Below are 26,226 nucleotides of genomic sequence, written 5' to 3'. Positions count from 1 at the left end.
TGTTCCTTGGCTCATGGGCACCAGTAAATCTCTAACGTAGGTTGCAGAAACGCGCGAATCGGCATGGCGGCGACATCGTCACCGGCCAATGCGGCACTCAGGGTAGTCAGCTTGGACTGACCGGAAATCGATAGAACGGTGGTCTTGGCCGACGCCAGCAGCGCACGGCTCATGGTCAAGCGCTGATGCGGCACGGTCGGCGCCAGCATCGGGTAGCAGCGACGTGTGCCGTCGGCTTTCAAGGCGTCAGCCAGGTTCGGGCTGTTGGGGAACAGCGAGGCGGTGTGACCGTCGTCGCCCATACCGAGTATCAGCACGTCGATCGGCGGCAACTCCGCGAGCAAGCGATCCGCCTGCTCGGCCGCCAGTTCAAGGTTGGCGGTGGCGCTGTACAAACTCAAAAACTGAGCCTTGGCCGCCGGGCCTTGCAACAGGTAGCGCTTGAGCAGACCGGCATTGCTGTCGGCGTGTTCAACCGGCACCCAGCGCTCGTCAGCCAGGCTGACCACCACGTTCGACCAGTCCAGCGTCTGCTTGGCCAGGTGCTGGAAAAACGCCACCGGGCTGCGTCCACCGGAAACCACCAAGGTCGCGGTGCCGCGCGCGTCGATCGCGTCACTCAGTTGCTTGGCCACATTCAGCGCCAAGCCTTCGGCCAGCAGCACCGGGCTTTTGAACTCATGAGCGCTGACGCCCTGAGGCAGTTTCAATTCAGATATCGCCATACCACGACCTCCCATCCCGCGTGATCAATGCAATGGAGCTCATCGGCCCCCAGGACCCGGCCGCGTACGGCTTGGGCGCATCACCGGATTTTTTCCACCCGGCGATCAACTGGTCACACCACTTCCACGCGGCTTCGATTTCATCTTTACGGACAAACAGGTTCTGATTGCCGCGCATCACTTCCAGCAACAACCGCTCGTAGGCATCGGGAATCCGTGCGCTGCGATAAGTGTCGGAAAAATTCAGCTGCAACGGACCGCTGCGCAGCTGCATGCCCTTGTCCAGGCCTTGTTCTTTGGTCATCACGCGCAAGGAAATGCCTTCGTCCGGTTGCAGGCGGATAATCAGCTTGTTGCTGATCTGCAGGCGCTGCTCGGGAGCGAAGATGTAGTGGGACGGTTCCTTGAAGTGGATGACGATCTGCGACAGCTTTTGCGGCATGCGCTTGCCGGTACGCAGGTAAAACGGCACACCGGCCCAACGCCAGTTGCGGATATCGGCACGCAGCGCAACGAAGGTTTCGGTGTCGCTCTGGGTGTTGGAGTTCGGCTCTTCCAGGTAACCGGGAACCGATTTGCCTTCGCTGTAACCGGCGATGTACTGACCGCGCACGACCTGAGTGGTCAGGCCTTCCGGGCTGATCGGCGCCAGCGCCTTGAGCACTTTGACTTTCTCGTCACGGATGCTGTCGGCGGACAGGTCGGCCGGCGGGTCCATGGCGATCAGGCAGAGCAGTTGCAGCAGGTGATTCTGGATCATGTCCCGCAGCTGGCCGGCCTTGTCGAAGTAACCCCAGCGACCTTCTATCCCGACTTTCTCGGCCACGGTGATTTCCACGTGGGAGATATAATTCTGGTTCCACTGGGTTTCGAACAGGCTGTTGGCGAAACGCAGGGCGATCAAGTTCTGGACGGTTTCTTTGCCCAGGTAGTGGTCGATGCGGTAGGTGCGGTTCTCCGGGAAGAACTGCGCCACGGCGTCGTTAACCTTGCGCGAGGATTCCAGGTCCGAACCAATGGGTTTTTCCAGCACCACGCGGGTGTTTTCGGTCAGACCGACTTTCGAGAGGTTCTCGCAGATCGCGCCGTAAACGGCGGCCGGCGTCGCGAAGTAGGCAATCACCCGCTGGGCGCTGCCGGCCATTTCGGCCAGGGCGACGTAATCGTCAGCCTTGAGGAAGTCGACGTGCAGGTAACTCAGGCGGGCCAGAAAGCGTTCGACCACGGCTTCGTCCAGCTCTTTGGCGACAACGTAGCGGCGCAGCTCGGAGGCGATAAACGCCAAATGCTGCTGCTCGCTGCCAGGCTCACGGGCCAGCGCGATAATTCGCGTGTCCTCGTGCAACAGGCCTGCGCCATCGAGCTGATAAAGGGCAGGAAACAGCTTGCGCAGGGCCAGATCGCCGAGGGCGCCGAACAAGGCAAAGGTGCACGGTTCAACCGTAATCGAAGGCATGATGTTTGTTCTTTTATCAAGTTAAGCTACAAATACCTTTTTTCAAGGCATCACTCAAGGGAAAATGTAGTAATAACCACAACATTTTCGCAAAATACAGATTCCGAGTGGTGGACGGTCGGAGCCATCAGTAGGATAGGCCACCGTTACGGGCCCGATCAAAGTCCCAATTTGCATAGCCGGGGCCCTTATTTGCATTGCTCTCTTGTTTGCGGAGCTAAGGAACATATATGGACCGCGTGCGAAATTTACTGGAACAGATCCAGAATCGCCTTGAAGACCTGAACAAGGCAGAACGCAAAGTCGCCGAAGTGATCCTGCTCAACCCAGAGCAGGCCACCCGGTTCAGCATCGCCGCCCTCGCTCAGGCCTCAAAGGTCAGCGAGCCGACGGTCAACCGTTTCTGCCGTTCGTTTGGCGTCAGCGGCTACCCGGAACTCAAGCTTCAATTGGCCCAGAGCCTGGCCAGTGGCGCGGCGTATGTCAGCCGTGCGGTCGAGGCCGACGACAATCCCGAGGCGTACACCAAGAAGATTTTCGGCAGCGCCATCGCCTCGCTGGACAGTGCGTTGCAGGCGCTAGACCCGAACCTGATCAGCCGCGCTGTCGACCTGTTGATCCAGGCCCGGCAGATCCACTTCTTCGGCCTCGGCGCCTCGGCCCCGGTGGCGCTGGATGCGCAGCACAAGTTCTTCCGTTTCAACCTGGCGGTCACCGCCCACGCGGACGTGCTGATGCAGCGCATGATTGCGTCGGTGGCGCACACCGGCGAGTTGTTCGTGATCATTTCCTACACCGGCCGTACTCGCGAACTGGTGGAAGTGGCGCGTATTGCCCGGGAAAACGGTGCTTCGGTACTGGGCCTGACGGCCGAGGGCTCGCCACTGGCCAAGGCCAGCACCTTGAGCCTGAACATTCCGCTACCGGAAGACACCGACATCTATATGCCGATGACGTCGCGGATCATTCAGCTGACCGTGCTGGATGTGCTCGCCACTGGCATGACCTTGCGCCGTGGCGTGGACTTCCAGCCGCATTTACGCAAGATCAAGGAAAGCTTGAATGCCAGTCGGTATCCGATTGGGGATGAGTTTAATTAAAAAGATCGCAGCCTCGCTTCGCTCGACAGCTCCTACAGGTTTACACGATCCCTTGTAGGAGCTGTCGAGTGAAACGAGGCTGCGATCTTTTGATATTAAGCCCCAACCCGCGCCTGCAAACTCAAATGCGCCCTCTCCCCCGGCGCCAGGCTCAGGCTATCGGTCCCGCCACTCGCGGCTTCCACACACACAAACTCCGAAATCTCGTTCCAGCTCACCCCCAGCAACGGCCTCGAGCCCGGATGCCAAACCACCGTGTCCGCATCGTCACCGGTATCGATGCACAATTCACGCTGCCAGGCGTGGTCCTTGAGCTGTAATTCGCCGTCATGCTGGAACACCCGCTGACAGCCACCCTCCACCCGCAATTCGCCTTCCTGATGACAAATCTGACGGTTCAACTGGTCGTAACCCTGCGCCCCGTCGAGCCCAGACAGCGCTACCTCGCCGACGTCACCAATACGCCAATACGCATGCAACGCCTGACTCAATTGGCACGGCAGGCTGTCCTGATGCTCGGTGCTCAGGCGCAAATCCATGCGCTCGCCAAGGTGTGCATGCAGGTCCACTTGCCAGTCGCACAACTGAAGTTGCCAGTGCAGGCGCACGCCATCGTCATCAGTGCTGCTGTCCAGCAGCTTCCAGTCGATCAACCGTGCCCAGCCATGGGACGGCCAGGCGTTTTCGCTCGGATGACGGCCATACCACGGCCAGCACACCGGAACGCCGCCACGAATCGCACCGACCTGCGGCCACTTCGCCGCACACCAGAGCCAGGGTTTCTGGCCCTTTGGCTGGAAGTGCAGCAACTGTGCACCCTGCCGACTGAACACCGCCTGACACAGCGGATGGTCGATCACCAGCACGTCGCGCTTCTGATAGCGCTCCCACGCAAACACCGGACGTTCGCGCAAGGATTTGAAGAAGCGTTGTAGCGGATGCTCATGCATGTGCCACGGTCCTGAAAATCATGGGTGTACTCAATACGTGTGCCCAGTGAACCACTGTGGCGAGGGGATTTATCCCCGTTCGGCTGCGAAGCAGTCGTAAACCATTGCATACGGTGTTCCTGGCACACCGTAGTGTCAGGTTTGGGGGCCGCTTCGCAACCCAACGGGGATAAATCCCCTCACCACACAAAAAAAAGCGGACAGCCAAGGCTGTCCGCAAAAATGCGCACATAGAGAGGAGCTTAACGCAACAGCGTTAGAACACCGACTGAATTTTCAGGCCGGCGACCAGCGCGTTGTCGACTTCATCAACACCACCCGGGTGAGTGATGTATTGCAGGTTAGGACGCACGGTCAGCCAGTTAGTGACGTGGAAGCCGTAGTTGATCTCGTAGTTGTACTCAGTGTTACGCAGCGGCGCGAACAGCGGGTCCTGATAGTCAGTGACATTGTTGGAGGCGTTGACCAACTCTGAGTTTTTCTTCACGTCATCGTTGACATGGATACGCGCGGCACCGATACCGACGTCATCTTTTGGACGTGCATCGAACGGGCCTTTGTACACCAGCATCAGCGACTGGTAGTTATCGACGAAGTTGGTGTCCTTGTCGTGGAAGGTGGCGTTGGCAGCAATGTTCAGACCGCGGGACTTGTCACCGTTGTGGCTGGTGAGTTGTTGCTGGGCAACAAACCAGTAACCGTGCTTGCTGTCGTGGCTGCGGTAGGCGTTGCCGCTGGTGGCTGCATCATTGCCGTTGTCGTCTTTCAGGACGTCATCGGCATTGGCCGTGCTTTTGTAGTAACCGACACGGTATTCGCCGGGCAGGTTATTCGGGTTAGGCAACCACACCAGTTCAACTGGAAGAACGGTGCCCGCAGTACCACTGCCGCTGAGCTTGAAGCCGTTACCGTGCTCCAGCTGAGTCGGGTTCTGGTTGTAAGCGCCGATCTGCGCATACCACTCAGGCGAGATGTTGTACTTCACGCGGACCGCAGCCTGCATGACCGGCCAGTTGTACCAGATGTTGGTGGCCCAGTTACCCGCTTGGGAACCGCAGAATGCCAGGTTCTGGAACTCGCAAGGGAAGGTGTTGAAGTCTTCGCCTTCGCCGAAGTAACCGGCTTTGACGTCCAGTTTACCGTCGAGGAACTGGTGCTTGATCCACAATTGGGTCAGACGGACCATATGGCCACGACCGTAGACTTCCTGGGAAGAACTCAAGGTGCCGGCACGCGGGTCGCCGACACGGTCATTGGAGATGTTCTCACCATTACGGTTGGTGAACTGGATCTTGGCCTGGGTGTTATCCCAGCCCCACAGCTTTTGCAGGTCCAGCGCCACGCCCAGACCAAACTGGTCGGCGTAACGCGCGGTCTTGTCGTTGTTGTAGCCGCCGTGGAGGTTGCCGCCGACTTCACCGACGTAGTCCATCTTGATGTCGATACCCTGCTCGATCAGCTTGGTCCGCTCGCCACCCCAATCACCGGTCATCCACTCGGAATCGGCGCTGAACGCGTCAGCCGCGTGCACGCTACCGGCCAGCATCATTGCTGCAATGGCTGACAACTGGCAGATAAGCTGAGCGTTGTTCTTCTTCTTCATCCCTACATCCTCGTTTTATTGTTATTAACTGTTTTTATCTAACGCGGTGACATCTAGATCCCCTGTGGGAGCGACTTGTGGCGAGGGGATTTATCCCCGTTGGGTCGCGAAGCGGCCCTAAAAAAGGGGACTGCTGCGCAGTCCAACGGGGATAAATCCCCTCACCACAAAGCTCGCTCCCACATTTTGTTCTTCAGCGGCCTTTGAACTGCGCCACGTTGGCACTGTGAGTCTCGGCTTTAGACTGACCGGCCACCCCCAGGCGCTCCCCGGTCTTGGCATCGAACAACAGCACTTTCGATGGATCGAATTGCAGGGTCAGGGTCTCGCCCACGGCCGGTGCAACGTCCGGCGCCAGACGGCAGCAGACTTTGGTTTCGTTGAGATTGACGAACACCAGGGTGTCGGGACCGGTCGGCTCGGTGACCTGGACTTCGGCGCGAATGATCGGCAAACCATTCGGCTCGCTGCCCGCCAGCACGATCTGCTCCGGGCGCATGCCGAGGATCACTTCGCGGTCTTCAAGACCGGCGTCCTGCATGCCCAACGGCAATTCGCAGCGCGCCTGACCGCTATCAAGCAACGCCACCAGACGACCCTCCTTGCGCTGCAAACGCAGGGGGATGAAGTTCATCGGCGGCGAACCGATGAAGCTCGCCACGAACAGGTTGGCCGGGTTGTTGTAGATGTCTTTCGGCGTGCCGAACTGCTGGATGATTCCGTCCTTCATCACCGCCACTTTGTCGCCCAGGGTCATGGCTTCGATCTGGTCGTGGGTCACGTAGACCGTGGTGGTTTTCAGGCGCTGGTGCATCAGTTTCATTTCGGTGCGCATCTCGACCCGCAGCTTGGCGTCGAGGTTGGACAGCGGTTCGTCGAACAGGTAAATCTTCGGCCGCCGCGCCAGGGCCCGGCCCATGGCCACGCGCTGTTGCTGGCCACCGGAGAGCTGGCCGGGCTTGCGGTTGAGCAGGTGTTCGATCTGCAGCAGCTTGGATACCCGCGCCACTTCCGCTTCGATGTCGGCGGCGGGCATTTTGCGGATCTTCAAGCCAAAGGCGATGTTCTCGCGCACGCTCATGGTCGGGTACAGCGCGTAGGACTGGAACACCATCGCGATGTCGCGGTCTTTGGGGCTCATGCCGCTGACGTCCTGGTCATCGATCATGATCGCGCCGCCGGTGATGGTTTCCAGACCGGCGATGCAATTCATCAGGGTCGACTTGCCGCAGCCCGAAGGTCCGACAAGAATCAGGAACTCACCGTCCTTGATCGACAGATCGATGTCCTTGAGGGTGTCCGGCAGGCCGGGGCCATAGGTCTTGTTTACATTGCGAAGTTCGAGCGTAGCCATGATTACCCCTTGACTGCGCCGGCCGTCAGCCCGCGCACGAAATACTTGCCTGCGACCACATAGACCAGCAGGGTCGGCAGTCCGGCGATCATCGCCGCCGCCATATCAACGTTGTATTCCTTGGCCCCGGTACTGGTGTTGACCAAGTTGTTCAACGCCACCGTTATGGGTTGCGAGTCACCGCTGGAGAACACCACGCCGAACAGGAAGTCGTTCCAGATCTGGGTGAACTGCCAGATCAGGCAGACCATGATGATCGGGGTGGACATCGGCAGGATGATCAAGCGGAAGATGGTGAAGAAACCCGCGCCATCGAGCCGCGCCGCCTTCACCAGCGCATCCGGAACGCTGACGTAGTAGTTACGGAAGAACAGCGTGGTGAACGCCAGGCCATAGACCACGTGCACGAACACCAGGCCCGTGGTGGTGCTCGCCAGGCCCATCTTGCCGAGGGTGAACGAGGCCGGCAGCAGGACGGTCTGGAACGGCAGGAAGCAACCGAACAGCAGCAGGCCGAAGAACAACTGCGACCCCCGAAAGCGCCACATCGACAGCACATAGCCGTTCAGCGCACCGATGGCAGTGGAGATCATCACCGCCGGGACGGTGATCTTGATCGAATTCCAGAAATACCCGTCGACCGTGGCCCAGGCCTTGACCCAGCCAATGCCGCTGACTACGGTCGGCCAGCTCAGCAGGTTGCCGGTGTTGATGTCTTCCGGCGTCTTGAAACTGGTCAACAACATGACCACCAGCGGTATCAGGTAAAGGAATACGGCCAGGATAAGTACGCCGTAGATCGCGATGCGACTCAGGCTGATGGAAGGTTTGGCAGCGAAATTAGTCATGACGCTTGGTCCTCAGCTCGGAGTACAGGTAAGGCACGATGATTGCGAGAATCGCACCGAGCATCAGAATCGCACTGGCCGAGCCCATGCCCATCTGGCCGCGACTGAAGGTGAACGAATACATGAACATGGCAGGCAAGTCGGAGGAATAACCCGGGCCACCGGCTGTCATTGCCGCCACCAGGTCGAAGCTCTTGATCGCGATGTGGGCCAGGATCATCACGGCACTGAAGAACACCGGGCGCAGACTTGGCAACACCACTTTCAGGTAGATCCGCGGCATGCTCGCGCCATCGATCTGGGCGGCACGGATGATCGATTGATCAACGCCACGCAGACCGGCGAGGAACATCGCCATGATAAAGCCCGAGGCTTGCCATACCGCAGCAATCACCAGGCAGTACACCACGCGGTCCGGGTCAATCAGCCAGTCCAGGCGAAAGCCTTCCCAGCCCCAGTCACGCAACAATTTGTCCAGGCCCATGCCCGGGTTGAGCAGCCACTTCCAGGCAGTACCGGTGACGATCATCGAGAGCGCCATCGGGTACAGGTAAATGGTGCGAATGAAACCCTCGCGACGAATGCGCTGATCAAGAAACACCGCCAGCAGCACACCGATCACCAGGGTGATGCCGATGAACATGCCGCCGAAAACCGCCAGGTTCTTGCTCGCTACCCACCAACGGTCGTTGTCGAACAGCCGCTCGTATTGCGCCAGACCAGCCCACTTGTAAGTCGGCAGAAAGGTCGAACTGGTGAACGACAGGACGAACGTCCAGAGGATATAGCCATAGAAGCCCACCAGAACGATGAACATGCTGGGCGCCAGCACCAGTTTCGGGAGCCAGCGCTGCAGTGCATCGAACGGCGAGGCCTTGCTGAACACAGCAACAGAACTCATGGGAAGATCCCGTACGAAGAGAAAGGATTACAAGCGCATTTCCCTTGTGGGAGCGGGCTTCTGTGGGAGCTGGCTTGCCTGCGATGGCATCACCTCGGTGCAACTGATAAACCGAGGTGTATGCATCGCGGGCAAGCCCGGCTCCCACAAAATCCCTCCCACAGGGGGCTACGCGGCGAACGGTTACTTGGCAGCTTTGACGGCCGTGCCGAGTTGCTTGGCGGCAACGGCAGGATCGGCTTTCGGATCGTTGATGAAGTTGGTCACTACATCAAAGAACGCGCCTTGTACCGCCAGCGTGGTCGCCATGTTGTGCGCCATGCTCGGCTGCAGGCCGCCGGACTTGGCGTCCGCCAGGAAGTCCTTGGCGGCGGTCTGGGCGCAAGAGTCGAAACCGTACTTGCCCATGTCGCTCAGCATGTCGATTCGAACCGGGATCGAGCCCTTGTTGATGCTGAAGACTTTCTGGAAATTCTCACCCAGCACGATCTTGGCAATGTCCTGCTGAGCGGCAGCAGTGCCCTTGTCTTTCTGCTTGAACACGGCCAGGGAGTCGATGTTGTAGGTAAAGGCCTTGTCGGTGCCCGGGAAGGCTACGCACTCGTAGTCCTTGCCGGCGACTTTCTTGGCCGCTGTCCACTCGCTCTTGGCCCAGTCACCCATGATCTGCATGCCGGCCTTGCCGTTGATGACCTTGGCCGCTTCCAGGTTCCAGTCCTGGCCTTTGCCGTCGGCGTCCATGTAGGTCGCGACTTTCTTCAGCTCGGTCAGCGCCTTGACCATTTCAGGACCGGTCAGTGCACCGTTGTCCAGATCCACCAGCGCTTTCTTGTAGCCGTCGACGCCCATGACCGAAAGGACCACCGCTTCGAACACGGTGCTGTCCTGCCAAGGCTGGCCGCCGTGGGCAAGCGCAATGAAGCCCGCAGCCTTGAGCTTGTCACCGGCCGCGTAGAATTCCTGAAGGGTGGTTGGTGCTTTTTCGATGCCGGCTTTCTTGAAGACTTCCGGGTTGATCCACAGCCAGTTGACGCGGTGAATGTTCACCGGCACGGCCACGTAGTCACCCTCATACTTCACGGTATCGGAGACTTTCTTGTCGAGCAGGCTGTCCCACTTCTCTGATTTGGCAGCGTCTTTCAAGACGTCGGTGTCGAGCAGACCGGTAGATGCCCATTCCTGGATGTCCGGACCTTTGATCTGCGCTACGCCCGGCGGGTTACCGGCCACGGCGCGGCTTTTGAGTACGGTCATGGCGGTAGCACCGCCACCACCGGCAACTGCGCCGTCCTTCCAGGTGAAACCGTCTTTTTCAACTTGGGCCTTGAGGACATCGACGGCAGCTTTTTCGCCACCGGAGGTCCACCAGTGAACGACTTCTACCGAACCTTTGGAATCGGCGGCAAGCGTACTGAGCGGGAACGCACTGAGAGGGAGCAATGAGGCAAGAGAAATGACAGTAGCGAGGCGAGAAATCGCATTCATCTAGAATTACCTTTCTTGTTGTTATGCATGCAAGTCTGGTGCTTGCGCTGCATAGGATTTTAAACAGGAGTGATCCCTTCGCAGGTAACGAAGGGACGTTCGAATGTCACCACATGGTTACACAGGAGCACTCTGGGATAACTGTGCCAGGGCAGTCGCCATGCTCGGCGCCAGAGGCAGTCGGGGGATCAATACGGCTTGCCAGGCGTGATAAAGGTCGGGCTTACCAGCCCAGATATCGGCGCTCGGGCGATTCTGCGGATCGAGTTCGTGATGCCAGCTGCCATCACATCGGTCGATGAAATGGCTGTCGCAGAATTCCCAAAAAAGTCGGTACCAGCTTTCGTATTGCGCATCACCTGTGCGTTTAAGCAGCGCACTGGCGGCGGCGCTGGCTTCGCAATGGGTCCAGTGCAAGCGATGGCGAACCACGGCGCGATTGTCCCAGTCGAGGGTGTAGACAATCCCCGGCGCCCCGTCGACATCCCAGCCGTGACGGCAGTTGTGGTCGAAGAGTTTTTGCGCGTCGGTGGCGACCCAGCCCGGCGTCAGCATCCCGGCCTTAACCCGCGCCGCTTCAAGATGCAGCATCAGCCGAGCCCATTCGAAACCGTGACCCGGCGTGGTGCCATAGGGGCGAAAACCATCGGCCGGGTTGTCGTGGTTGTATTCGCGCTCAGGTTGCCAGTCGCGGTCGAAATGCTCGACCACCAGGTAATCGTTAGCGGCGGCGTGACCGTGGATGACGCGCTCGACGATGCGCTGAGCGCGGCACAGCCAGCGGTTCTCTTCGGTGACATCGGCCAACGCGAGAAAGGCTTCGGTGGCGTGCATGTTGCTGTTGGCGCCGCGATAGCTTTCCTCTTCACTCCAGTCGCGGTTGAAGGATTCGCGCATCGCGCCCTCCTCCTCGCTCCAGAAATGCGCGTCGATGATGTCGATGGCATCGTCGAGCAAGGCCTGCGCGCCGGGACGCTGAGCGGCAACCGCAGAACTGGCGGCCAGAGCGACGAAGGCGTGCAGGTAAGCCGCCTTGCCGGTGTTGCCGTCGCGATGTTCGGGGGCAGCGAACCAGCCACCGTGTTCGGCGTCACGCAATGGGCCGCTGAGGGCTTTGATGCCGTGATCCACCAGTTCCGCAAAACCTGGCAGACCCTGAATGTGAGCCATGGCGAAGCTGTGGGTCATGCGTGCGGTGTTCATGGTTTCGGCGTGGGCGTTGGCCGGGAGGCGGCCCTTTTCATCGAGATTGCCGAAACCTTCGGGAAGCTTCGAAGCTTTGGCAAACGCCAGCAGGCGCAGGCCTTCGGCGGCGAGCCATTGCTGATGGGCGGGGGCGTTCAGCCAACTGCTGAACGCGGGTTGGAAGGTGTCCATGGGGTGCCTTTTTTGTTGTTATGACTGGGGGCAGTCTAAACAACGGGCGGTGGCGGGCTTGTAACGAAGGGGGCGAGTTATGTCACTGACTTGTGACATTCCCCCAGATGTTGTGGTGAGTGATGACCTGTGGTGAGGGGATTTATCCCCGTTCGGCTGCGAAGCAGTCGTGAAACCATTGCACTCGGTATACCTGATACACCGAAATGCAGTTTTTGGGGCGGCTACGCCACCCAACGGGGATGAATCCCCTCACCACAGGCTAATCAACACTGCGCGGCAAATGCAACGTCACCCTTAACCCGCCTTCACGCAGGTTTTGCAGGCTGACCTCCCCCCCATGGCTATGCGCAATATTTCGCGCAATCCCCAACCCCAACCCATAACCCTGCTGCTGCCCGGCCAGGCGGAAGTGCGGCTCGAACACCTGCTCCATCCGCTGTTCCGGCACGCCTGGCCCCTCATCATCCACATGCAGGATGAACGCACTCTGGTCGTCATCAATGTGCAAATGCGCTTTCTGCCCATACTTCAAGGCATTGTCGATCAGGTTGCCGATGCAACGCTTGAGCGCCAGCGGCTTCCCCGGATACGCCGCCAGCGCACGCCCTTGCTGGGTGACGCGACCATTGCCGTTGGGCGCCAGATACGGTTCCACCAGACAATCAAGCACATGGTTGAGGTCCACCGGCTCGATGTTTTCGTGAATATCGGTGTCTTTCACGCATTGCAGCGCGCCTTTGACCAGCAGCTCCAGCTCATCCAGATCACGGCCGAACTTGGCTTGCAGCGTTTCGTCTTCGAGCAATTCAACCCGCAACCGCAAGCGGGTAATCGGCGTGCGCAGGTCATGGGAAATCGCGCTGAACAACTGGCTGCGCTCGGTCAGGTAACGGCTGATGCGTTCGCGCATCGCATTGAAGGCGCGGCCGACCTCGACCACTTCACTGCCACCACCCTCGGCCACGGGTTCGACTTCCGCACCGAGGGACATGTCCCGTGCTGCCCGCGCCAAACGCTTGAGCGGCCGGCTCTGCCAGTGCACCAGCAGGCCAATGAACAACAGCAAAAAGCCGCTGGTGAGCACGATGAACCAGACTTGCTGCGCCGGCAGGCCTTGTTCTTCAAGACTGGTGTAGGGCTCGGGCAACAGTGAGGCGATGTACAGCCACTCGCCCGGAGCCATCTGGATTTGCGTGACCAATACTGGCGGGTTTACGGGCTCCAGGGTCAGCGCGTAATGCGCCCAGGAGCGCGGCAACTCATCGAGTTTCAGCCCGCTGTTGAAGATCCGCAGGTCTTCGGGGCTGACGAACGTCACCGAGATATCCGTGTCCTGGCCCAGGGACTGGCGCAGCACTTCGTCCACCGCTTTGAGCACGGCTTCCTTGCGCGGGGTGATCGGCAGCACTTCCATGCCCAAGGGTTTGTCGTTGAGCGTCACCACAAAACGGGTGCCGCCCATGCTGCGCAATTGGTCGAGCACCAATGGCCGAAACGCTACCGGCAAAGAGCGGAAGTAACTGACGCTGGCCGTCATCGAATGAGCGAGGCTACGGGCGCTGGTGACCAGCCCTTCAAGCTGGGTGGCGCGCAGTTGCGAGACCCAGATCACGCTCGACAGCGTCTGCGCGAACAACACCGCCAACAACGTTAGCAGCAGCATCCGCCCGAGCAGCGAACGCGGCATGGGAATCCTTGCAGCGAGCTTGCGGAAAAACTCAGTGGCCATTACTGGCAACCACATTGGCGGCCAGTTGGTAGCCGCTGCCGCGCACGGTACGGATCAGCCGCGGCGGTTTTTCGGTGTCGCGCAGGCGCTGGCGCAAACGGCTGACGGCCATGTCGACGATGCGATCCAGCGGCATCAAATCACGACCACGGGTAGCGTTGCCGATGGTGTCGCGGTCGAGAATTTCCTGGGGGTGATCGAGGAACAGTTTCAGCAGCGCGAAATCGGCGCCGGAGAGAATCACTTCTTCGCCGTCGATGTGGAACAGTCGGTGGCTGACCATGTCCAGCCGCCAGTCATCGAAGGCCAGCACTTCACTGCCGGAACGTTCCTGCCCGAACTGCGCGCGACGCAACAAGGCTTTGATGCGCGCCTGCAATTCACGCGGGCTGAAGGGTTTGCCAAGGTAATCGTCGGCACCCAGTTCCAGACCGATGACTCGGTCGGCCTCGTCGGAGCTGGCCGTGAGCATGATGATCGGCACCTGAGCCTGACGCGGGTGCTGACGGATCCAGCGGCAGAGGCTGAAACCGTCTTCGTCCGGCAACATGACGTCAAGGATCACCAGATCGCTCGGTGCCTCGTTCATCGCCTGACGAAAGCCTGCACCGTCGGGCGTGGTTCGCACCTGAAAACCCGCGCGGGTCAGGTAGGTGTCCAGCAACTCGCGTATCTCTTGATCGTCATCGACCAACAAAATCGACTTGTTGACTGAGCTCACGGGGCGGCGTCCTTGTTGTTTGAATTGGGCGGATTATGCCTTAAGCACTGAATCTACAAACACCACAAAACCCATTGTGGGAGCGAGCTTTGTGGCGAGGGGATTTATCCCCGTTGGACTGCGCAGCAGTCCCCTTTTTTAGGGCCGCTTCGCGACCCAACGGGGATAAATCCCCTCGCCACAAAGCCCGCTCCCACATTTGATTGCATTTCAGGCCTGATCGAGCGCCACACCTGCACCCATCAGGCCGGAATACGGCGCTGTCACCAACCACACCGGAATCCCCTTGAAGTAATCGCTCATGCAGCCCTTGTCGGCAAAGCACCGGGCAAAGCCGCTTTCGACAAAGAAATCGGCAAACCGCGGAATCACCCCGCCCACGATGTACACGCCACCCCGTCCGCCCGTGGTCAGCACGTTGTTGCCGGCGACACGACCCAGCCAGCAGCAGAACTGCTCAAGCACTTCCAGGGCAATCGGGTCGCCCGCCAGACCGGCTGCGGTAATCGACTCGGGGGAATCCAGCACGGGTTCATGACCGTCCACTGCACAAATCGCCCGATAGACCCGCGGCAAGCCGCTGCCGCTCAATGCCGTTTCAGCGCTGACATGGCCGATCTCATTGAAGATGTGCTGCCACAACTGAGTTTCCCGCGGACTGCTCAGCGGCAAATCGACGTGACCGCCCTCCCCCGGCAACGCGGCAAACCGCCCTTCACCGAGATCGAGCAACGTACCGACACCGAGGCCAGTCCCCGGACCAATCACCACCGCCGGCCGCAACGGTTCCGGCGTGCCTTCGCAGACCACCCGAAACTCGTCCGGCTGTAAACGGGTCATGCCCAGCGCCATCGCCGAGAAGTCGTTGACCAGCAACAGTTGATCCACCTGCAAGGTCTTGCAGAACCCCTTGCGGCTGAGTCGCCAGTGATTGTTGGTGAACTTGAATTCATCGCCGCTCACGGGACCGGCCACCGACAGGCACACCGAACCGATCGAACCCGGCGCCAGGCCAAGCCCGCTCAGGTAGAGGGCAATTGCCTCTTCCGGGCTGGCGTGGTCGGCCGTCGCCAGCACCTGGATCGATTCCAGCTGCTGGTTTTTCCACAACGCGAAACGTGCGTTGGTCCCACCGATGTCACCGACCAAAGCCAGTTTCAATTAAGCGTCTCCAGGGCAGAAGTAAAGGCGCTGGCGCCCTGCTCTGCGGAGCTGAAGGCCATGCGCATGAAACCAAACAGTTCGCGACCGCTGCCGATGTTATTGCCCAACAGGCCCTTGGCAGGTTCGCGCGCTGCGAATTCGTCGGCGTCCACCTTAAGCTCCAGGGTGCCTTTGACGCCATCGACGCGGATGATATCGCCCTCTTGCACCCGCGCCAAAGCGCCGCCCACATACGCTTCGGGGCTGACGTGAATCGCCGCCGGGATTTTCCCCGACGCGCCGGACATGCGCCCGTCAGTCACCAGCGCCACTTTGAAGCCGCGATCCTGCAGCACGCCGAGGAACGGCGTCATCTTGTGCAGTTCCGGCATGCCGTTGGAGCGCGGGCCTTGGAAGCGCATGACCGCGACAAAATCCTTCTCGAGCAAACCGGCCTTGAATGCATCGGCCAGATCCTGCTGATCCTGGAACACCATGGCCGGTGCTTCGACGACCTGGTTTTCCAACGCGACGGCGGACACTTTCATGACACCGCGGCCGAGGTTGCCTTCCATCACTCGCAAGCCACCCTCTGGCGAGAACGCACGCGCGACAGGACGCAGGATGGTTTCGTCGAGGCTTTCGATCGGGCCTTCGCGCCAGACCAGTTCGCCGTTTTCGAGGAACGGTTCCATGGTGTAGCGGCTCAGGCCGTGGCCCAGCACCGTGTTGACGTTTTCGTGCAGCAACCCGGCTTCCAGCAGTTCGCGGATCAGGAACGACATGCCGCCCGCGGCCTGGAAGTGGTTGATGTCGGCTTTGCCGTTCGGATAGACGTGGCTCAGGGTCGGCACCACCTCGGAGAGGTCGGCCATGTCCTGCCAGGTCAATTGAATGCCCGCCGCCATGGCGATCGCCGGCATGTGCAAGGTGTGGTTGGTCGAGCCGCCAGTGGCGTGCAGAGCCACGATGGAGTTGACCAGCGAGCGCTCGTCGACGATTTCGCCGATCGGCATGAAGTCGCCGCTCTGCTTGGTCAGACGCGTGACCTGATGCGCCGCTTCGCGGGTCAGGGCATCACGCAACGGGGTGTTCGGGTTGACGAAAGAGGCGCCCGGCAAGTGCAGGCCCATGACTTCCATCAGCAACTGATTGGTGTTTGCGGTGCCGTAAAAGGTGCAGGTACCCGGGCTGTGGTAGGACTTCATCTCCGATTCCAGCAGCTCTTCGCGGCTGGCCTTGCCTTCGGCATAGCGCTGGCGGACGTCGGCTTTCTGCTTGTTGGAAATGCCCGAAACCATCGGCCCGCCCGGTACGAAGATCGTCGGCAAGTGACCGAAACGCAGCGCGCCCATCATCAGGCCCGGCACGATCTTGTCGCAGATGCCGAGCATCAGCGCGCCATCGAACATGTTGTGGGACAGCGCCACGGCGGTGGACAGCGCAATCACTTCGCGGCTCGGCAGGCTGAGTTCCATGCCCGGTTCGCCCTGGGTCACGCCATCGCACATGGCCGGGGTGCCACCGGCGAACTGACCGACGGAGCCGATTTCGCGCAGGGCCTTTTTGATCTGTTCAGGAAAGACTTCGTACGGCTGGTGCGCCGAGAGCATGTCGTTATAGGACGAAACAATCGCAATGTTCGCGGAGTTCATCATACGCAGACTGTTCTTGTCGTCGGTGCCGCAACCGGCTACGCCGTGGGCGAAGTTGGCGCATTGCAGCTTGCCGCGCATCGGACCGTCGCTGGCAGCACCACGAATCAGTGCAAGGTAAGCCTCACGCGTGGCGCGGCTGCGGGCGATAAGCCGTTCGGTGACCTCAAGGACGCGGGGATGCATGTTTAGAACTCCAGGCTAACGGATGTGGCGACCTGATTGTCTATGCTGAACAAGGACCGCTGTGATTGGGATGACAGACGGTTTTCTTGATCGGTCGGACCAGTTGATTCAGGTCACTCGTTGTAGATTGAACAAAATATTGCCATTAAAAAGGCTTGTTTTCTATTTTTATGCGAATAATCTTGTAATTCCAACAACAAAACGACGGCGGCCCTGTTAAATGACTCTTCGAATCGCAATCAATGGTTTTGGCCGAATTGGCCGTAACGTCCTGCGCGCACTGTATACCCAAGGTTATCGCCAGGATCTGCAGATCGTTGCCATCAATGACCTGGGCGACAGCGCGATGAACGCTCATCTGCTCAAGTACGACACTGTTCACGGCACGTTCGATGCCGATGTCCAGCACGATCAGGAAAGCCTGACCGTCAACGGCGACCGTATTTCTGTCAGCGCCATTCGCAACCCGGCCGAACTGCCTTGGGCTGCCGAGAAGATCGACGTCGTATTCGAATGCACCGGTTTGTTCACCGACCGCGACAAAGCCGCCGCGCATATTACGGCCGGCGCACGCAAAGTGATCATCTCGGCCCCGGCCAAAGGCGCCGACGCCACCGTGGTGTATGGCGTTAACCACGACATTCTGCGCCAATCGCACCAGATCATTTCCAATGCTTCGTGCACCACCAACTGCCTGGCCCCGGTGGCCCAGGTGTTGCACCGCGAGCTGGGTATCGAAAGCGGTCTGATGACCACTATTCACGCCTACACCAACGATCAGCACCTGACCGACGTTTATCATGTCGATCCGTATCGTGCGCGTTCGGCCACCCAGAACATGATCCCGAGCAAAACCGGCGCGGCTGAAGCGGTCGGTCTGGTGCTGCCGGAACTGGCGGGCAAACTGACCGGCATGTCGGTACGCGTGCCGGTGATCAACGTGTCGCTGGTGGACCTGACCGTGCAACTCAAGCGCGAAGCTACGGCCGATGAAGTGAACGCGCTGCTGAAAGAAGCCAGCCAGCACTCGAAGATTCTCGGTTACAACACCCTGCCGCTGGTCTCCAGCGACTTCAACCACAACCCGTTGTCGTCGATCTTTGACGCCAATCACACCAAGTCCAGCGGCAAGCTGCTCAAGGTGCTGGCCTGGTACGACAACGAATGGGGCTTCTCCAACCGCATGCTCGATAACTGCCTGGCGCTGTGCAACGCAGAGTAAGCGAAGCTTACGAGTAGGAGCTGCTGCAGGCTGCGATCTTTTGATCTTGATTTTCAGCGATCCCGAAAAGATCAAGATCAAAAGATCGCAGCCTGCGGCAGCTCCTACAGGTATTCGCGTGGCGCCCTATGCCAACGCATTACGCCTTGGAGCAGCACCGATGATCGGTATCAGCTTTACGCAAAAGACCATGGCAGCGCGCAAGCGTATTGCCTTGGTCGCCCATGACCACTGCAAGGTGTTTTTGCTGGACTGGGCCGAGCGGCAGAAAGACCGGCTCGCGCAACATGAACTGGTTGCCACCGGCACCACCGGGTTGTTGTTGCAACAGCGCCTGGATTTGCCTGTGGAGAGCATGATCAGCGGCCCGTTGGGCGGTGATCAGCAACTCGGCGCGCGCATCGCCGAGCAGCGGGTCGACATGCTGGTGTTCTTCTGGGACCCGTTCGAACCACAGCCGCACGACCCGGACATCAAGGCGTTATTGCGAGTCGCGGCGGTCTGGAACATTCCCGTCGCCTGCAACGAATGCAGCGCCGACTACCTGCTCAGCAGCCCGATGATGGAGCAGGCGCACGAACACCGGATCCCCGATTACGCAACCTATCTGCTGGGCCGCGCGTAGCCCTTCGAAAATCAGCTTCACAAATCAATACTTGACCACTCGAGCGGATGATAAGCATTATCATTCGCTCGAAATGGATCAGGTCCTCCCGTGAGTCAATCTCGCTTCAATCACGTCTTCATCGCCCAGCGAGTCTCTCTGCTGCGCACATTGGAGCGGATGGTCAACAATCACAGCACCGCCGAAGACCTCCTGCAGGAGACCTACCTGCGAGTGACCCGGGCGCTCAGTGAGCGGGCCATCGATCACCTTGAACCCTTCGTTTTCCAGACCGCCCGCAACCTGGCGCTGGACCATTTGCGTGCGCGGCGGATTCAGTCGCGCACGATGCTCGACGACGTGCCGCTGGACGTGGTGGAAAGCGTCGCCGCCCCCGCCAGCAGTGCCGAGGACGCCGCCCATGCCGAACAATTGCTCGAGCGTTTGAACGTGAGCCTCAATGAACTCAGCGCCCGTCAGCAGCAGATTTTCATCCTCAGTCGTCTGCACGGGCACAGCTATCTGGAGATCGCCGAGAAGCTTGGCGTGTCATTGAGCACCGTGCAAAAGGAGCTGAAATTGATCATGGCGATCTGCATCGGCGTGGCCGAACGGTTAAACGGCGACTGAATCTGTAGGTTAATTCTCTATTTCTGAGGACGGCCTGCACTGACTATCGGGCTTTGCTACCCTTGCCCCACTTTCAAGCTTCATTAAAAAAACAGCGGTGCCAAGACACTGCCGAGGAAACACCGTGACGGACACGCTTCCAGTGCCTCCCCCCGCCCCCCCTCCGCCCTCCCCGGCGCGGGACCCCGCAAGCGCGATGGACCAGGCCCTGGACTGGCTGATCGTGCTGGACAGTCCGAGCGAAGAACAGACCCGACAGTTTCACGACTGGCTGGCCGCCCATCCGTTGCATGTCGAGGCGTTCGCCAAGGCTCAGGCGATCTGGGAGGGCCCGCAGGTCGTGCAATGCGCGCAAAACCTGGCTGCCCGGCCGCCGAAAGTGACCATCCTGTCGCGCCTGCGCCCCCACTGGAAACCCTTGGCCACGGCTGCCGTGTTGATCCTCGGTTTGTTCAGCTTCAGCAATCTGCCGATTCGCCTGCAGGCTGATCACCTGACCGTGGTCGGTGAACGCCAGCGGCTGCAACTGGAGGACGGCTCGAAGGTCCTGCTCAATACCAATTCGGCCTTCTCCAGCACCATCAACGATCAACAACGCGTTGCCCGTTTGTATCAGGGCGAGGCGTTTTTCGAGGTGGCGGCCAATCGCGGCCAGCCGCTGGAAATCGACGCCGGGCCGGTCAAGGCCAGCGTGCGGGACACCGCCTTCGCGGTGCGCTATCTGGACGGCGTGGCACAGGTTCGGGTGCAGCGTGGGGATGTCGACTTGCGAGCGACCCGCGACGACGCGCGAATTCGATTGTCCGCCGGAGAAAGCATTCGCATCGGCCCCAACGGTTTTGATCGCCCTGCCAAACTCGATGCCGCGACCGACCTGGCGTGGGTCCAGGGTCGACTGGTGTTCGAAAACTGCCCGCTGAGCCAGGTGCTGGCGGAGCTGCGTCGTTACTATCCAGGCTGGATCATCAACAACAACGAGCAGTTGGCCGACATCGCCGTCACCGGCAATTACCGCCTCGACCAGCCGTTGGACGTGGTCCGCTCGCTGGCTCACATCACCTCGGCGCGGCTCCAGGAATTCCCGGCGCTGGTGATTTTGAACTAAATGAGAATTATTTTTACTCGATAGCCAAACCCCGTACGTCTCGTTATAGCCAATGCAATTGATTCGCATCTCCGGATGCCAATCAGCACCTATAAAGATTCGTGCGACACGGAGCGCTATCGATGTCCTCTCGCCTTACCCGCCAACCTTCTTCACCTTCTCGCGTGCTGTCGCTGCTGACCGCCGCCATCCTGATGGCCGGCAGCGCGCAGCTCTACGCCGCCACCGCTGCAGAGCAACCGACCCGCAACATGGGCGATTACGCGTTCGCCATCCCTCAGCAGTCGCTGGTCTCGGCACTCAATGCCTTTACCGCCGTGACCGGTTGGCAGGTCGGCTTGCCGGCAGAACTGGCTAAAGGCGTAGCCTCGCCGGGTGTACGGGGTTCGCTGCCGCCAGAGAAAGCCCTCGATCGCCTGTTGGTGGGGACCAACCTGAGCTATCGCAAACTGGGCACCAACAACATCGTGCTGGAGAAGCGCAGCAACAGCAACGCGCTCAACCTGGACCAGGTGACCATCAGCGCCACCCGCCAGGAACAAAGCATCGACAGCGTGCCGAGCACCGTCACCGTTCACACCCGTGAAGAGCTGGACCGCAACAACGTCAATACCATCAAGGATCTGGTGCGCTACGAGCCCGATGTTTCGGTGGGCGGCGCCGGTCAACGCGCCGGCCTCACTGGCTACAACATCCGCGGTATCGACGGCGACCGCGTACTGACCCAGGTCGACGGTGTGCAGGTGCCCGACAGCTTCTTCAACGGCCCTTACGCCCAGACCAACCGCAACTACGTCGACCCCGAGATCGTCAAGCGCGTCGAGATTCTGCGCGGCCCGGCGTCCGTGCTCTACGGCAGCAACGCCATCGGCGGCGCGGTCAGCTACTACACGCTGGACCCGGACGACATCATCAAACCGGGCAAGGATGTCGGCGCACGCCTGAAAACCGGCTACAGCTCGGCCGACGACAGCTGGTTGACCTCCGGTACCGTGGCCGGTCGCACCGGAGACTTCGACGGCCTGTTGCACTTGAGTCAGCGCAATGGTCATGAAACTGAGTCCTACGGCGAAACCGGCGGCACCGGCCTGAACCGCACCGAGGCCAATCCCGAGGACGTGCGCACCACCAACGTGCTGGCCAAACTGGGCTGGGACTACGCCGACGATGCGCGCTTCGGTCTGACTTACGAGCATTACAAGGATGACCGCGACACCAATCAGCTGAGCGCAGTGGGCGGCCCGTTCAACGCAGGACGCGGTTTCGGCTTCTATAAATCCCGTACCGGCAACGACACCGTCACCCGCGAACGCTTCGGTCTGGAACACAGCTTCGGCCTGGACAGCGTTCTGGCTGACAACATCAAGTGGACGCTGAACTACCAGATCGCCAAGACTGACCAGAGCACCGAAGAAATCTACGCGCCGTCGCGCACCGTGCTGCGCAACCGCGATACCACCTACAAGGATCGCCAATGGGTGTTCGATGCCCAGGCTAACAAGTCGTTTGCCATCGCCGATACCGATCACCGCGTCACCTATGGCACGACCATCAAACAGGACAAAGTCACTGGCCTGCGGACCGGTAGCGGCACCTGCCTGACCGTGGCCGGCGCTTGCCGGGTCATCGGTGCCGCCAGCGCCGCCGACACACTGAAACCCGCCAGTGATTTCCCGGACCCGACCATTAACAGCTACAGCCTGTTCGCCCAGGATCAGATCAGCTGGGGCAACTGGACCTTCCTGCCCGGCGCACGCTACGACTACACCCAGCTCAAGCCACACATCACGGATGAGTTTCTGGTCACCGCCGACCAAAGCGGCAACGGTGTGGTGAGCGACGACACCAAGACCTGGCATCGTCTGTCGCCAAAATTCGGCACCACCTATAGCTTCAACGACAACTACACCTGGTATGGCCAGTACGCCGAAGGCTTCCGCACACCGACCGCCAAGGCGCTGTACGGTCGCTTTGAAAACCTGGCCGGCGGCTATCAGGTCGCACCAAATCCCGACCTGGAACCGGAAAAGAGCAAGAGCTATGAAACCGGCCTGCGCGGCCAGTTCGAGGCAGGCACTTTCGATGTGGCGGTGTTCTACAACAAATACCGCGACTTCATCGACGAGAACGCCATCACGCCTGGCTACACCGAGACCACCTTCCAGAGCAACAACATCGCTCACGCCACCATCAAAGGCGTGGAGCTCAAGGGTCGCCTGAATCTCGACAGCTTCGGCGCCCCGACCGGTCTCTATACCCAAGGTTCGGTGGCCTACCTGTATGGCCGTAACGATGACAACGGCCAGCCGCTGAACAGCATCAACCCGCTGACTGGCGTGTTCGGCCTGGGTTACGACCAGGACAACTACGGCGCCCTGTTGAGCTGGACACTGGTCAAACGCAAGACTCGCGTCGACAGCACCAGCTTCAAAACCCCCGACGGCACCAGCACCCAGTTCAAGACCCCGGGCTATGGCGTGCTCGACCTGGCCGGCTTCTACAAGGTGACCGACGACGTAACCGTCAACGCCGGTTTGTACAACCTGACCAACAAGAAGTACTGGCAGTGGGATGACGTGCGCGGTTACGACAGCGTCGGTGAAGCCTCGGTCACTCAACCGGCCAACCTCGATCGCCTGACCCAACCGGGTCGCAACTTCGCGATCAATCTGGTCTGGGATATCTGACCCTGCCACCTTACTGCGCTGCTTTTAGAGAAGTGGCGCAGTGAGGTTTTTTTACTGTCAGGCGCCTTCTTATTCGTCTCGTTACCAAGCGCCTCTTTTTCTCAAGGACTTTTCATGACCATTCAGGACACTGCTCAACGCCCTGCTCTGCGTTCGCAACGTTTGAACCAGATCACAAACGAGCCTCACACCAAGCTTGATGCCTTGGTCAAAGCCCACGCACCGTTCGAAACCCAGGCCAACTTCGCGCGTTTCGTGGTGGCTCAGTATTTGTTTCAGTCAGAACTGGTGTCGCTGTACAACGATGCCGAATTGACCGCCATCGTCCCGGACCTGCCAGCTCGCTGCCGTGCTGAAGCAGCCAAGGCGGATCTGGCAGATCTGGACACTGAAGTTCCGGCCCCCGTCGCCGGGGCGGTGAAGAATCCAGCCAAAGCCGAAGCACTTGGCTGGCTCTTCGTGTCGGAAGGCTCGAAACTTGGCGCGGCGTTCCTGATCAAGCGTGCTGTGGGTCTTGGCTTGAGCGAAACCTTTGGTGCCCGCCATCTCGGTGAACCGGCCGGTGGCCGCGCTGAAGGCTGGAAAAGCTTCGTCAAAACCCTCGACGGGCTGGAACTCAGCGCACAAGAAGAAACCGAGTTGGATAAAGGCGCTATCGACGCGTTCAACCGCTTTACTGTGTTGCTGGAACAGGCTTATGCCAGCACCCCTGAGCTTGCTTAACACGCCTTCGCGGGCTCGCTGGCACTTTTAGGGAGACCCCTGTAGGAGCTGGCGAAGCCTGCGATCTTTTGATCTTGAATCTCCGATACCCCTAAAAGATCGCAGCCTGCGGCAGCTCCTACACCCATGATCCGCAACTCTCCAACATCATCAAAACTCGCCCGAATCCTCTTCGGTCTGCTCGCCTACATCAGCCTGGGCATCGGCCTGATCGCCATCGTCGTGCCCGGCCTGCCGACCACCGAGTTCATCCTGTTGGCCGCCTGGGCCGCAACCAAGAGTTCGCCGCGCTTGAGTGCCTGGCTGGAAAACCATCGGCTGTTCGGTTCCATCCTGCGCAACTGGCGCAACGGCAAAATCATCGCCCGCCGAGCCAAGGTCAGCGCCACCGTCAGCATGTTGCTGTGCGCCGCGTTGATGCTGGTGATGCTCGATCCTGGCTGGCCGATCTTTCTGGCGATTGCCGGCATGAGCCTGGGCAATCTGTGGATCTGGTCGCGGCCGGAATCGTTGCCGACAATTTCCTGAATTTCTGCCCTTTTCAGGGCATTTTCCTGCGCAAACGTTCACCTGTTACCGTTCGTCGGCTTGGCGTTCATGCAACCTCTGCCCACGCCGATGTGCATTAAATGGCGCTGAATGGACTTGGCGAACCGGGTCGATCCCGACTCACAGCCAACACCTCATCCATTCGCGAGTTCGTCCTATGTTCGACTCTCTCTCCATCCGCCTGAAAATCGTCCTGCTGTCCGGTCTGTGCCTGCTGGGCGTGGTCGTCCTGATCGTCGGCATGAATATCTACCAGACCGATCAGAACGATGAACTGGTCAGCGCCTCCAGCAGCAAGATGCTCACCGCCAGCGTGCAGAACCTGCTCCAGGCCAAGGCCGCCGAACAAGCGGTGCGGGTGCAGAAGACCTTCGGTGAAAGCCTGCTGGTGGTAACCGCCCTGGCCGATCAGATCGAGGACATGCGCAACATGGCGAGCACGCGCTCCCTTGACTCCGGCGCCCTGCGTGAAGAGTTGAACCAGAGCCTGAAAACCGCCTTCGAGCGCAACAGCAAAGTGCTCGGCATCTGGCTGGCATTCGAACCCAATGGCCTCGACGGCAAGGACAGCGAGTTCGCCAACGATGCAGCTCGCCAATCCAACGAAGCCGGTCGTTTCGCCAGCTACTGGAGCCGTGCCGGCGGTGTCGGGATCAACACGATCATGGTCGAAGACGACATGACCAAAACCACCTTGAGCCTCAGCGGCACACCCTATAACAGCTGGTACACCTGCCCTCGCGACAGCAAGCGCACCTGCCTGCTCGACCCGTATGCCGACACTGTCGCCGGCAAGGAAATGCTGATGACCACTATTTCCGTACCGCTGCTGGTGGATGGCAAGTCCATCGGCGTGGTCGGTGTGGACATTGCCCTCGACGCGCTGCAAGCGGCGGCTGTCGACTCCCAACGTGACCTGTTCAACAGCGCCGGGCACATGCTGATCGTCTCCGGCAGCGGCGTACTCGCCGGTTACAGCGTGGACGCGAGCAAGGTCGGCAAAAGCATCGGTGAAACCCTGGGCGCAGACGGCAAGGACGTTCTGCAATTGCTCAGCGCTGGTACGCCGAAGATTCTCGAACAGGGCGACCTGATCCGTGCGGTGTACCCGGTCAGTCCGATTGCCGAGTCCAAAGCCTGGGGCGTGGTGATCGACCTGCCGAAACACGTGTTGCTGGCCGACTCGGTCAAGTTGCAAGCCGTACTCGATGACGCCCAGCAAAGCGGCACGATCAAAGCCGTTTTGGTGGCGGTGATTGCTGGCTTGGTCGGACTGTTGCTGATCTGGCTCACGGCGTCCGGCGTGACCCGACCGATCAACAGCGTGGCCGAGATGCTCAAGGCGATTGCCAGCGGCGACGGCGACCTGACGCAGCGTCTGCACTACAGCAAGAAAGACGAACTGGGTGAACTGGTGAGCTGGTTCAACCGCTTCCTCGACAAGTTGCAACCGACCATCGCGCAGATCAA

The 26,226-nt window shown here is 59.8% G+C and carries 21 protein-coding genes and 1 pseudogene; 9 read left to right on the top strand and 13 right to left on the bottom strand.

The window, feature by feature from the left end:
- Positions 1-11: 11 nt before the first annotated feature.
- Both pgl and zwf read right to left on the bottom strand, forming a co-directional pair.
- Positions 12-725, bottom strand: a complete 714-nt coding sequence (gene pgl / locus ACA059_RS06585; protein WP_497633162.1) for a 6-phosphogluconolactonase — start codon at positions 723-725, stop codon at positions 12-14.
- A complete protein-coding gene (gene zwf, locus ACA059_RS06580; protein ID WP_008151108.1) occupies positions 712-2,181 on the bottom strand; it encodes a glucose-6-phosphate dehydrogenase in 1,470 nt (489 codons plus the stop codon). Before zwf ends, pgl begins: the two co-directional genes overlap by 14 nt.
- Before the next feature lie 239 nt (positions 2,182-2,420).
- On the opposite strand from zwf, the gene ACA059_RS06575 reads away from it, so the two are divergent.
- Positions 2,421-3,281 (top strand): MurR/RpiR family transcriptional regulator, encoded by an 861-nt coding sequence (locus ACA059_RS06575; protein WP_173667542.1) that lies wholly within the window; start codon positions 2,421-2,423, stop codon positions 3,279-3,281.
- Between the two features lie 95 nt (positions 3,282-3,376).
- Here the strand turns inward: ACA059_RS06575 and ACA059_RS06570 are convergent, their stop codons facing one another.
- From ACA059_RS06570 to edd, 11 genes are all read right to left on the bottom strand, one after another.
- Entirely contained in the window at positions 3,377-4,231 is an 855-nt protein-coding gene (locus tag ACA059_RS06570; RefSeq protein WP_497633161.1) for a D-hexose-6-phosphate mutarotase, read from the bottom strand.
- Between the two features lie 256 nt (positions 4,232-4,487).
- Entirely contained in the window at positions 4,488-5,834 is a 1,347-nt protein-coding gene (locus ACA059_RS06565; protein ID WP_497633160.1) for a carbohydrate porin, read from the bottom strand.
- A gap of 193 nt (positions 5,835-6,027) precedes the next feature.
- The gene (locus ACA059_RS06560) at positions 6,028-7,188 is read right to left on the bottom strand and encodes an ABC transporter ATP-binding protein (RefSeq protein ID WP_497633159.1); all 1,161 of its coding nucleotides are present in this window, start codon (positions 7,186-7,188) and stop codon (positions 6,028-6,030) included.
- Between the two features lie 2 nt (positions 7,189-7,190).
- Positions 7,191-8,036: a carbohydrate ABC transporter permease gene (locus ACA059_RS06555; RefSeq protein ID WP_497633158.1), complete on the bottom strand. Its 846-nt coding sequence runs from the start codon at positions 8,034-8,036 to the stop codon at positions 7,191-7,193.
- Entirely contained in the window at positions 8,029-8,937 is a 909-nt protein-coding gene (locus ACA059_RS06550) for a carbohydrate ABC transporter permease (RefSeq protein ID WP_262172260.1), read from the bottom strand. The genes ACA059_RS06555 and ACA059_RS06550 overlap by 8 nt, the downstream gene beginning before the upstream one ends.
- Positions 8,938-9,120: 183 nt before the next feature.
- Positions 9,121-10,422 carry an ABC transporter substrate-binding protein gene (locus ACA059_RS06545; RefSeq protein WP_497633157.1) on the bottom strand — a complete coding sequence of 434 codons (1,302 nt, stop codon included), beginning with the start codon at positions 10,420-10,422 and terminating at the stop codon, positions 9,121-9,123.
- A gap of 117 nt (positions 10,423-10,539) precedes the next feature.
- Entirely contained in the window at positions 10,540-11,799 is a 1,260-nt protein-coding gene (locus tag ACA059_RS06540) for a D-mannose isomerase (RefSeq protein ID WP_497633156.1), read from the bottom strand.
- Between the two features lie 262 nt (positions 11,800-12,061).
- Positions 12,062-13,531 (bottom strand): ATP-binding protein, encoded by a 1,470-nt coding sequence (locus ACA059_RS06535; RefSeq protein ID WP_497633155.1) that lies wholly within the window; start codon positions 13,529-13,531, stop codon positions 12,062-12,064.
- Entirely contained in the window at positions 13,521-14,252 is a 732-nt protein-coding gene (locus ACA059_RS06530; protein ID WP_008155851.1) for a response regulator, read from the bottom strand. Before ACA059_RS06530 ends, ACA059_RS06535 begins: the two co-directional genes overlap by 11 nt.
- A 210-nt stretch (positions 14,253-14,462) precedes the next feature.
- Positions 14,463-15,413 carry a glucokinase gene (locus ACA059_RS06525; RefSeq protein WP_497633154.1) on the bottom strand — a complete coding sequence of 317 codons (951 nt, stop codon included), beginning with the start codon at positions 15,411-15,413 and terminating at the stop codon, positions 14,463-14,465.
- Entirely contained in the window at positions 15,410-17,236 is a 1,827-nt protein-coding gene (edd, locus tag ACA059_RS06520; protein ID WP_046049478.1) for a phosphogluconate dehydratase, read from the bottom strand. The genes ACA059_RS06525 and edd overlap by 4 nt, the downstream gene beginning before the upstream one ends.
- A 220-nt stretch (positions 17,237-17,456) precedes the next feature.
- On the opposite strand from edd, the gene gap reads away from it, so the two are divergent.
- The 8 genes and pseudogenes from gap to ACA059_RS06480 form a co-directional block, all read left to right on the top strand.
- Entirely contained in the window at positions 17,457-18,458 is a 1,002-nt protein-coding gene (gene gap, locus ACA059_RS06515) for a type I glyceraldehyde-3-phosphate dehydrogenase (protein WP_497633153.1), read from the top strand.
- Positions 18,459-18,618: 160 nt separating this feature from the next.
- Complete coding sequence (locus ACA059_RS06510; protein ID WP_008155845.1) at positions 18,619-19,083, top strand: methylglyoxal synthase; 465 nt, start codon at positions 18,619-18,621, stop codon at positions 19,081-19,083.
- A gap of 90 nt (positions 19,084-19,173) precedes the next feature.
- Complete coding sequence (locus tag ACA059_RS06505) at positions 19,174-19,692, top strand: RNA polymerase sigma factor (protein WP_033056830.1); 519 nt, start codon at positions 19,174-19,176, stop codon at positions 19,690-19,692.
- 196 nt (positions 19,693-19,888) lie between these two features.
- Positions 19,889-20,797 (top strand): FecR family protein, encoded by a 909-nt coding sequence (locus ACA059_RS06500; RefSeq protein WP_497633152.1) that lies wholly within the window; start codon positions 19,889-19,891, stop codon positions 20,795-20,797.
- 122 nt (positions 20,798-20,919) lie between these two features.
- Positions 20,920-23,484 (top strand): TonB-dependent receptor, encoded by a 2,565-nt coding sequence (locus ACA059_RS06495; protein WP_497633151.1) that lies wholly within the window; start codon positions 20,920-20,922, stop codon positions 23,482-23,484.
- A gap of 114 nt (positions 23,485-23,598) precedes the next feature.
- Positions 23,599-24,207, top strand: coding sequence for a biliverdin-producing heme oxygenase (locus ACA059_RS06490; RefSeq protein ID WP_497633150.1), 609 nt, complete (start codon positions 23,599-23,601; stop codon positions 24,205-24,207).
- A 126-nt stretch (positions 24,208-24,333) separates the two neighbouring features.
- Positions 24,334-24,735 (top strand): YbaN family protein, encoded by a 402-nt coding sequence (locus ACA059_RS06485; RefSeq protein ID WP_497633149.1) that lies wholly within the window; start codon positions 24,334-24,336, stop codon positions 24,733-24,735.
- A gap of 178 nt (positions 24,736-24,913) precedes the next feature.
- A pseudogene (locus ACA059_RS06480) lies at positions 24,914-26,194 on the top strand (methyl-accepting chemotaxis protein); the annotation flags it as partial.
- Positions 26,195-26,226: the final 32 nt, after the last annotated feature.

It is taken from the genome of Pseudomonas sp. LBUM1647 (assembly GCF_059716175.1).
This window is presented reverse-complemented; position numbering and strand designations above follow the sequence as displayed.

Excerpts from the sequence above, each read along its gene's own strand:
- pgl (WP_497633162.1), bottom strand. The coding sequence starts at position 725 with ATGGCGATATCTGAATTGAAACTGCCTCAGGGCGTCAGCGCTCATGAG.
- zwf (WP_008151108.1), bottom strand. The coding sequence starts at position 2,181 with ATGCCTTCGATTACGGTTGAACCGTGCACCTTTGCCTTGTTCGGCGCC.
- ACA059_RS06570 (WP_497633161.1), bottom strand. The coding sequence starts at position 4,231 with ATGCATGAGCATCCGCTACAACGCTTCTTCAAATCCTTGCGCGAACGT.
- ACA059_RS06565 (WP_497633160.1), bottom strand. The coding sequence starts at position 5,834 with ATGAAGAAGAAGAACAACGCTCAGCTTATCTGCCAGTTGTCAGCCATT.
- ACA059_RS06560 (WP_497633159.1), bottom strand. The coding sequence starts at position 7,188 with ATGGCTACGCTCGAACTTCGCAATGTAAACAAGACCTATGGCCCCGGC.
- ACA059_RS06555 (WP_497633158.1), bottom strand. The coding sequence starts at position 8,036 with ATGACTAATTTCGCTGCCAAACCTTCCATCAGCCTGAGTCGCATCGCG.
- ACA059_RS06550 (WP_262172260.1), bottom strand. The coding sequence starts at position 8,937 with ATGAGTTCTGTTGCTGTGTTCAGCAAGGCCTCGCCGTTCGATGCACTG.
- ACA059_RS06545 (WP_497633157.1), bottom strand. The coding sequence starts at position 10,422 with ATGAATGCGATTTCTCGCCTCGCTACTGTCATTTCTCTTGCCTCATTG.
- ACA059_RS06540 (WP_497633156.1), bottom strand. The coding sequence starts at position 11,799 with ATGGACACCTTCCAACCCGCGTTCAGCAGTTGGCTGAACGCCCCCGCC.
- ACA059_RS06535 (WP_497633155.1), bottom strand. The coding sequence starts at position 13,531 with ATGGCCACTGAGTTTTTCCGCAAGCTCGCTGCAAGGATTCCCATGCCG.
- edd (WP_046049478.1), bottom strand. The coding sequence starts at position 17,236 with ATGCATCCCCGCGTCCTTGAGGTCACCGAACGGCTTATCGCCCGCAGC.
- gap (WP_497633153.1), top strand. The coding sequence starts at position 17,457 with ATGACTCTTCGAATCGCAATCAATGGTTTTGGCCGAATTGGCCGTAAC.
- ACA059_RS06510 (WP_008155845.1), top strand. The coding sequence starts at position 18,619 with ATGATCGGTATCAGCTTTACGCAAAAGACCATGGCAGCGCGCAAGCGT.
- ACA059_RS06500 (WP_497633152.1), top strand. The coding sequence starts at position 19,889 with ATGGACCAGGCCCTGGACTGGCTGATCGTGCTGGACAGTCCGAGCGAA.
- ACA059_RS06495 (WP_497633151.1), top strand. The coding sequence starts at position 20,920 with ATGTCCTCTCGCCTTACCCGCCAACCTTCTTCACCTTCTCGCGTGCTG.
- ACA059_RS06490 (WP_497633150.1), top strand. The coding sequence starts at position 23,599 with ATGACCATTCAGGACACTGCTCAACGCCCTGCTCTGCGTTCGCAACGT.
- ACA059_RS06485 (WP_497633149.1), top strand. The coding sequence starts at position 24,334 with ATGATCCGCAACTCTCCAACATCATCAAAACTCGCCCGAATCCTCTTC.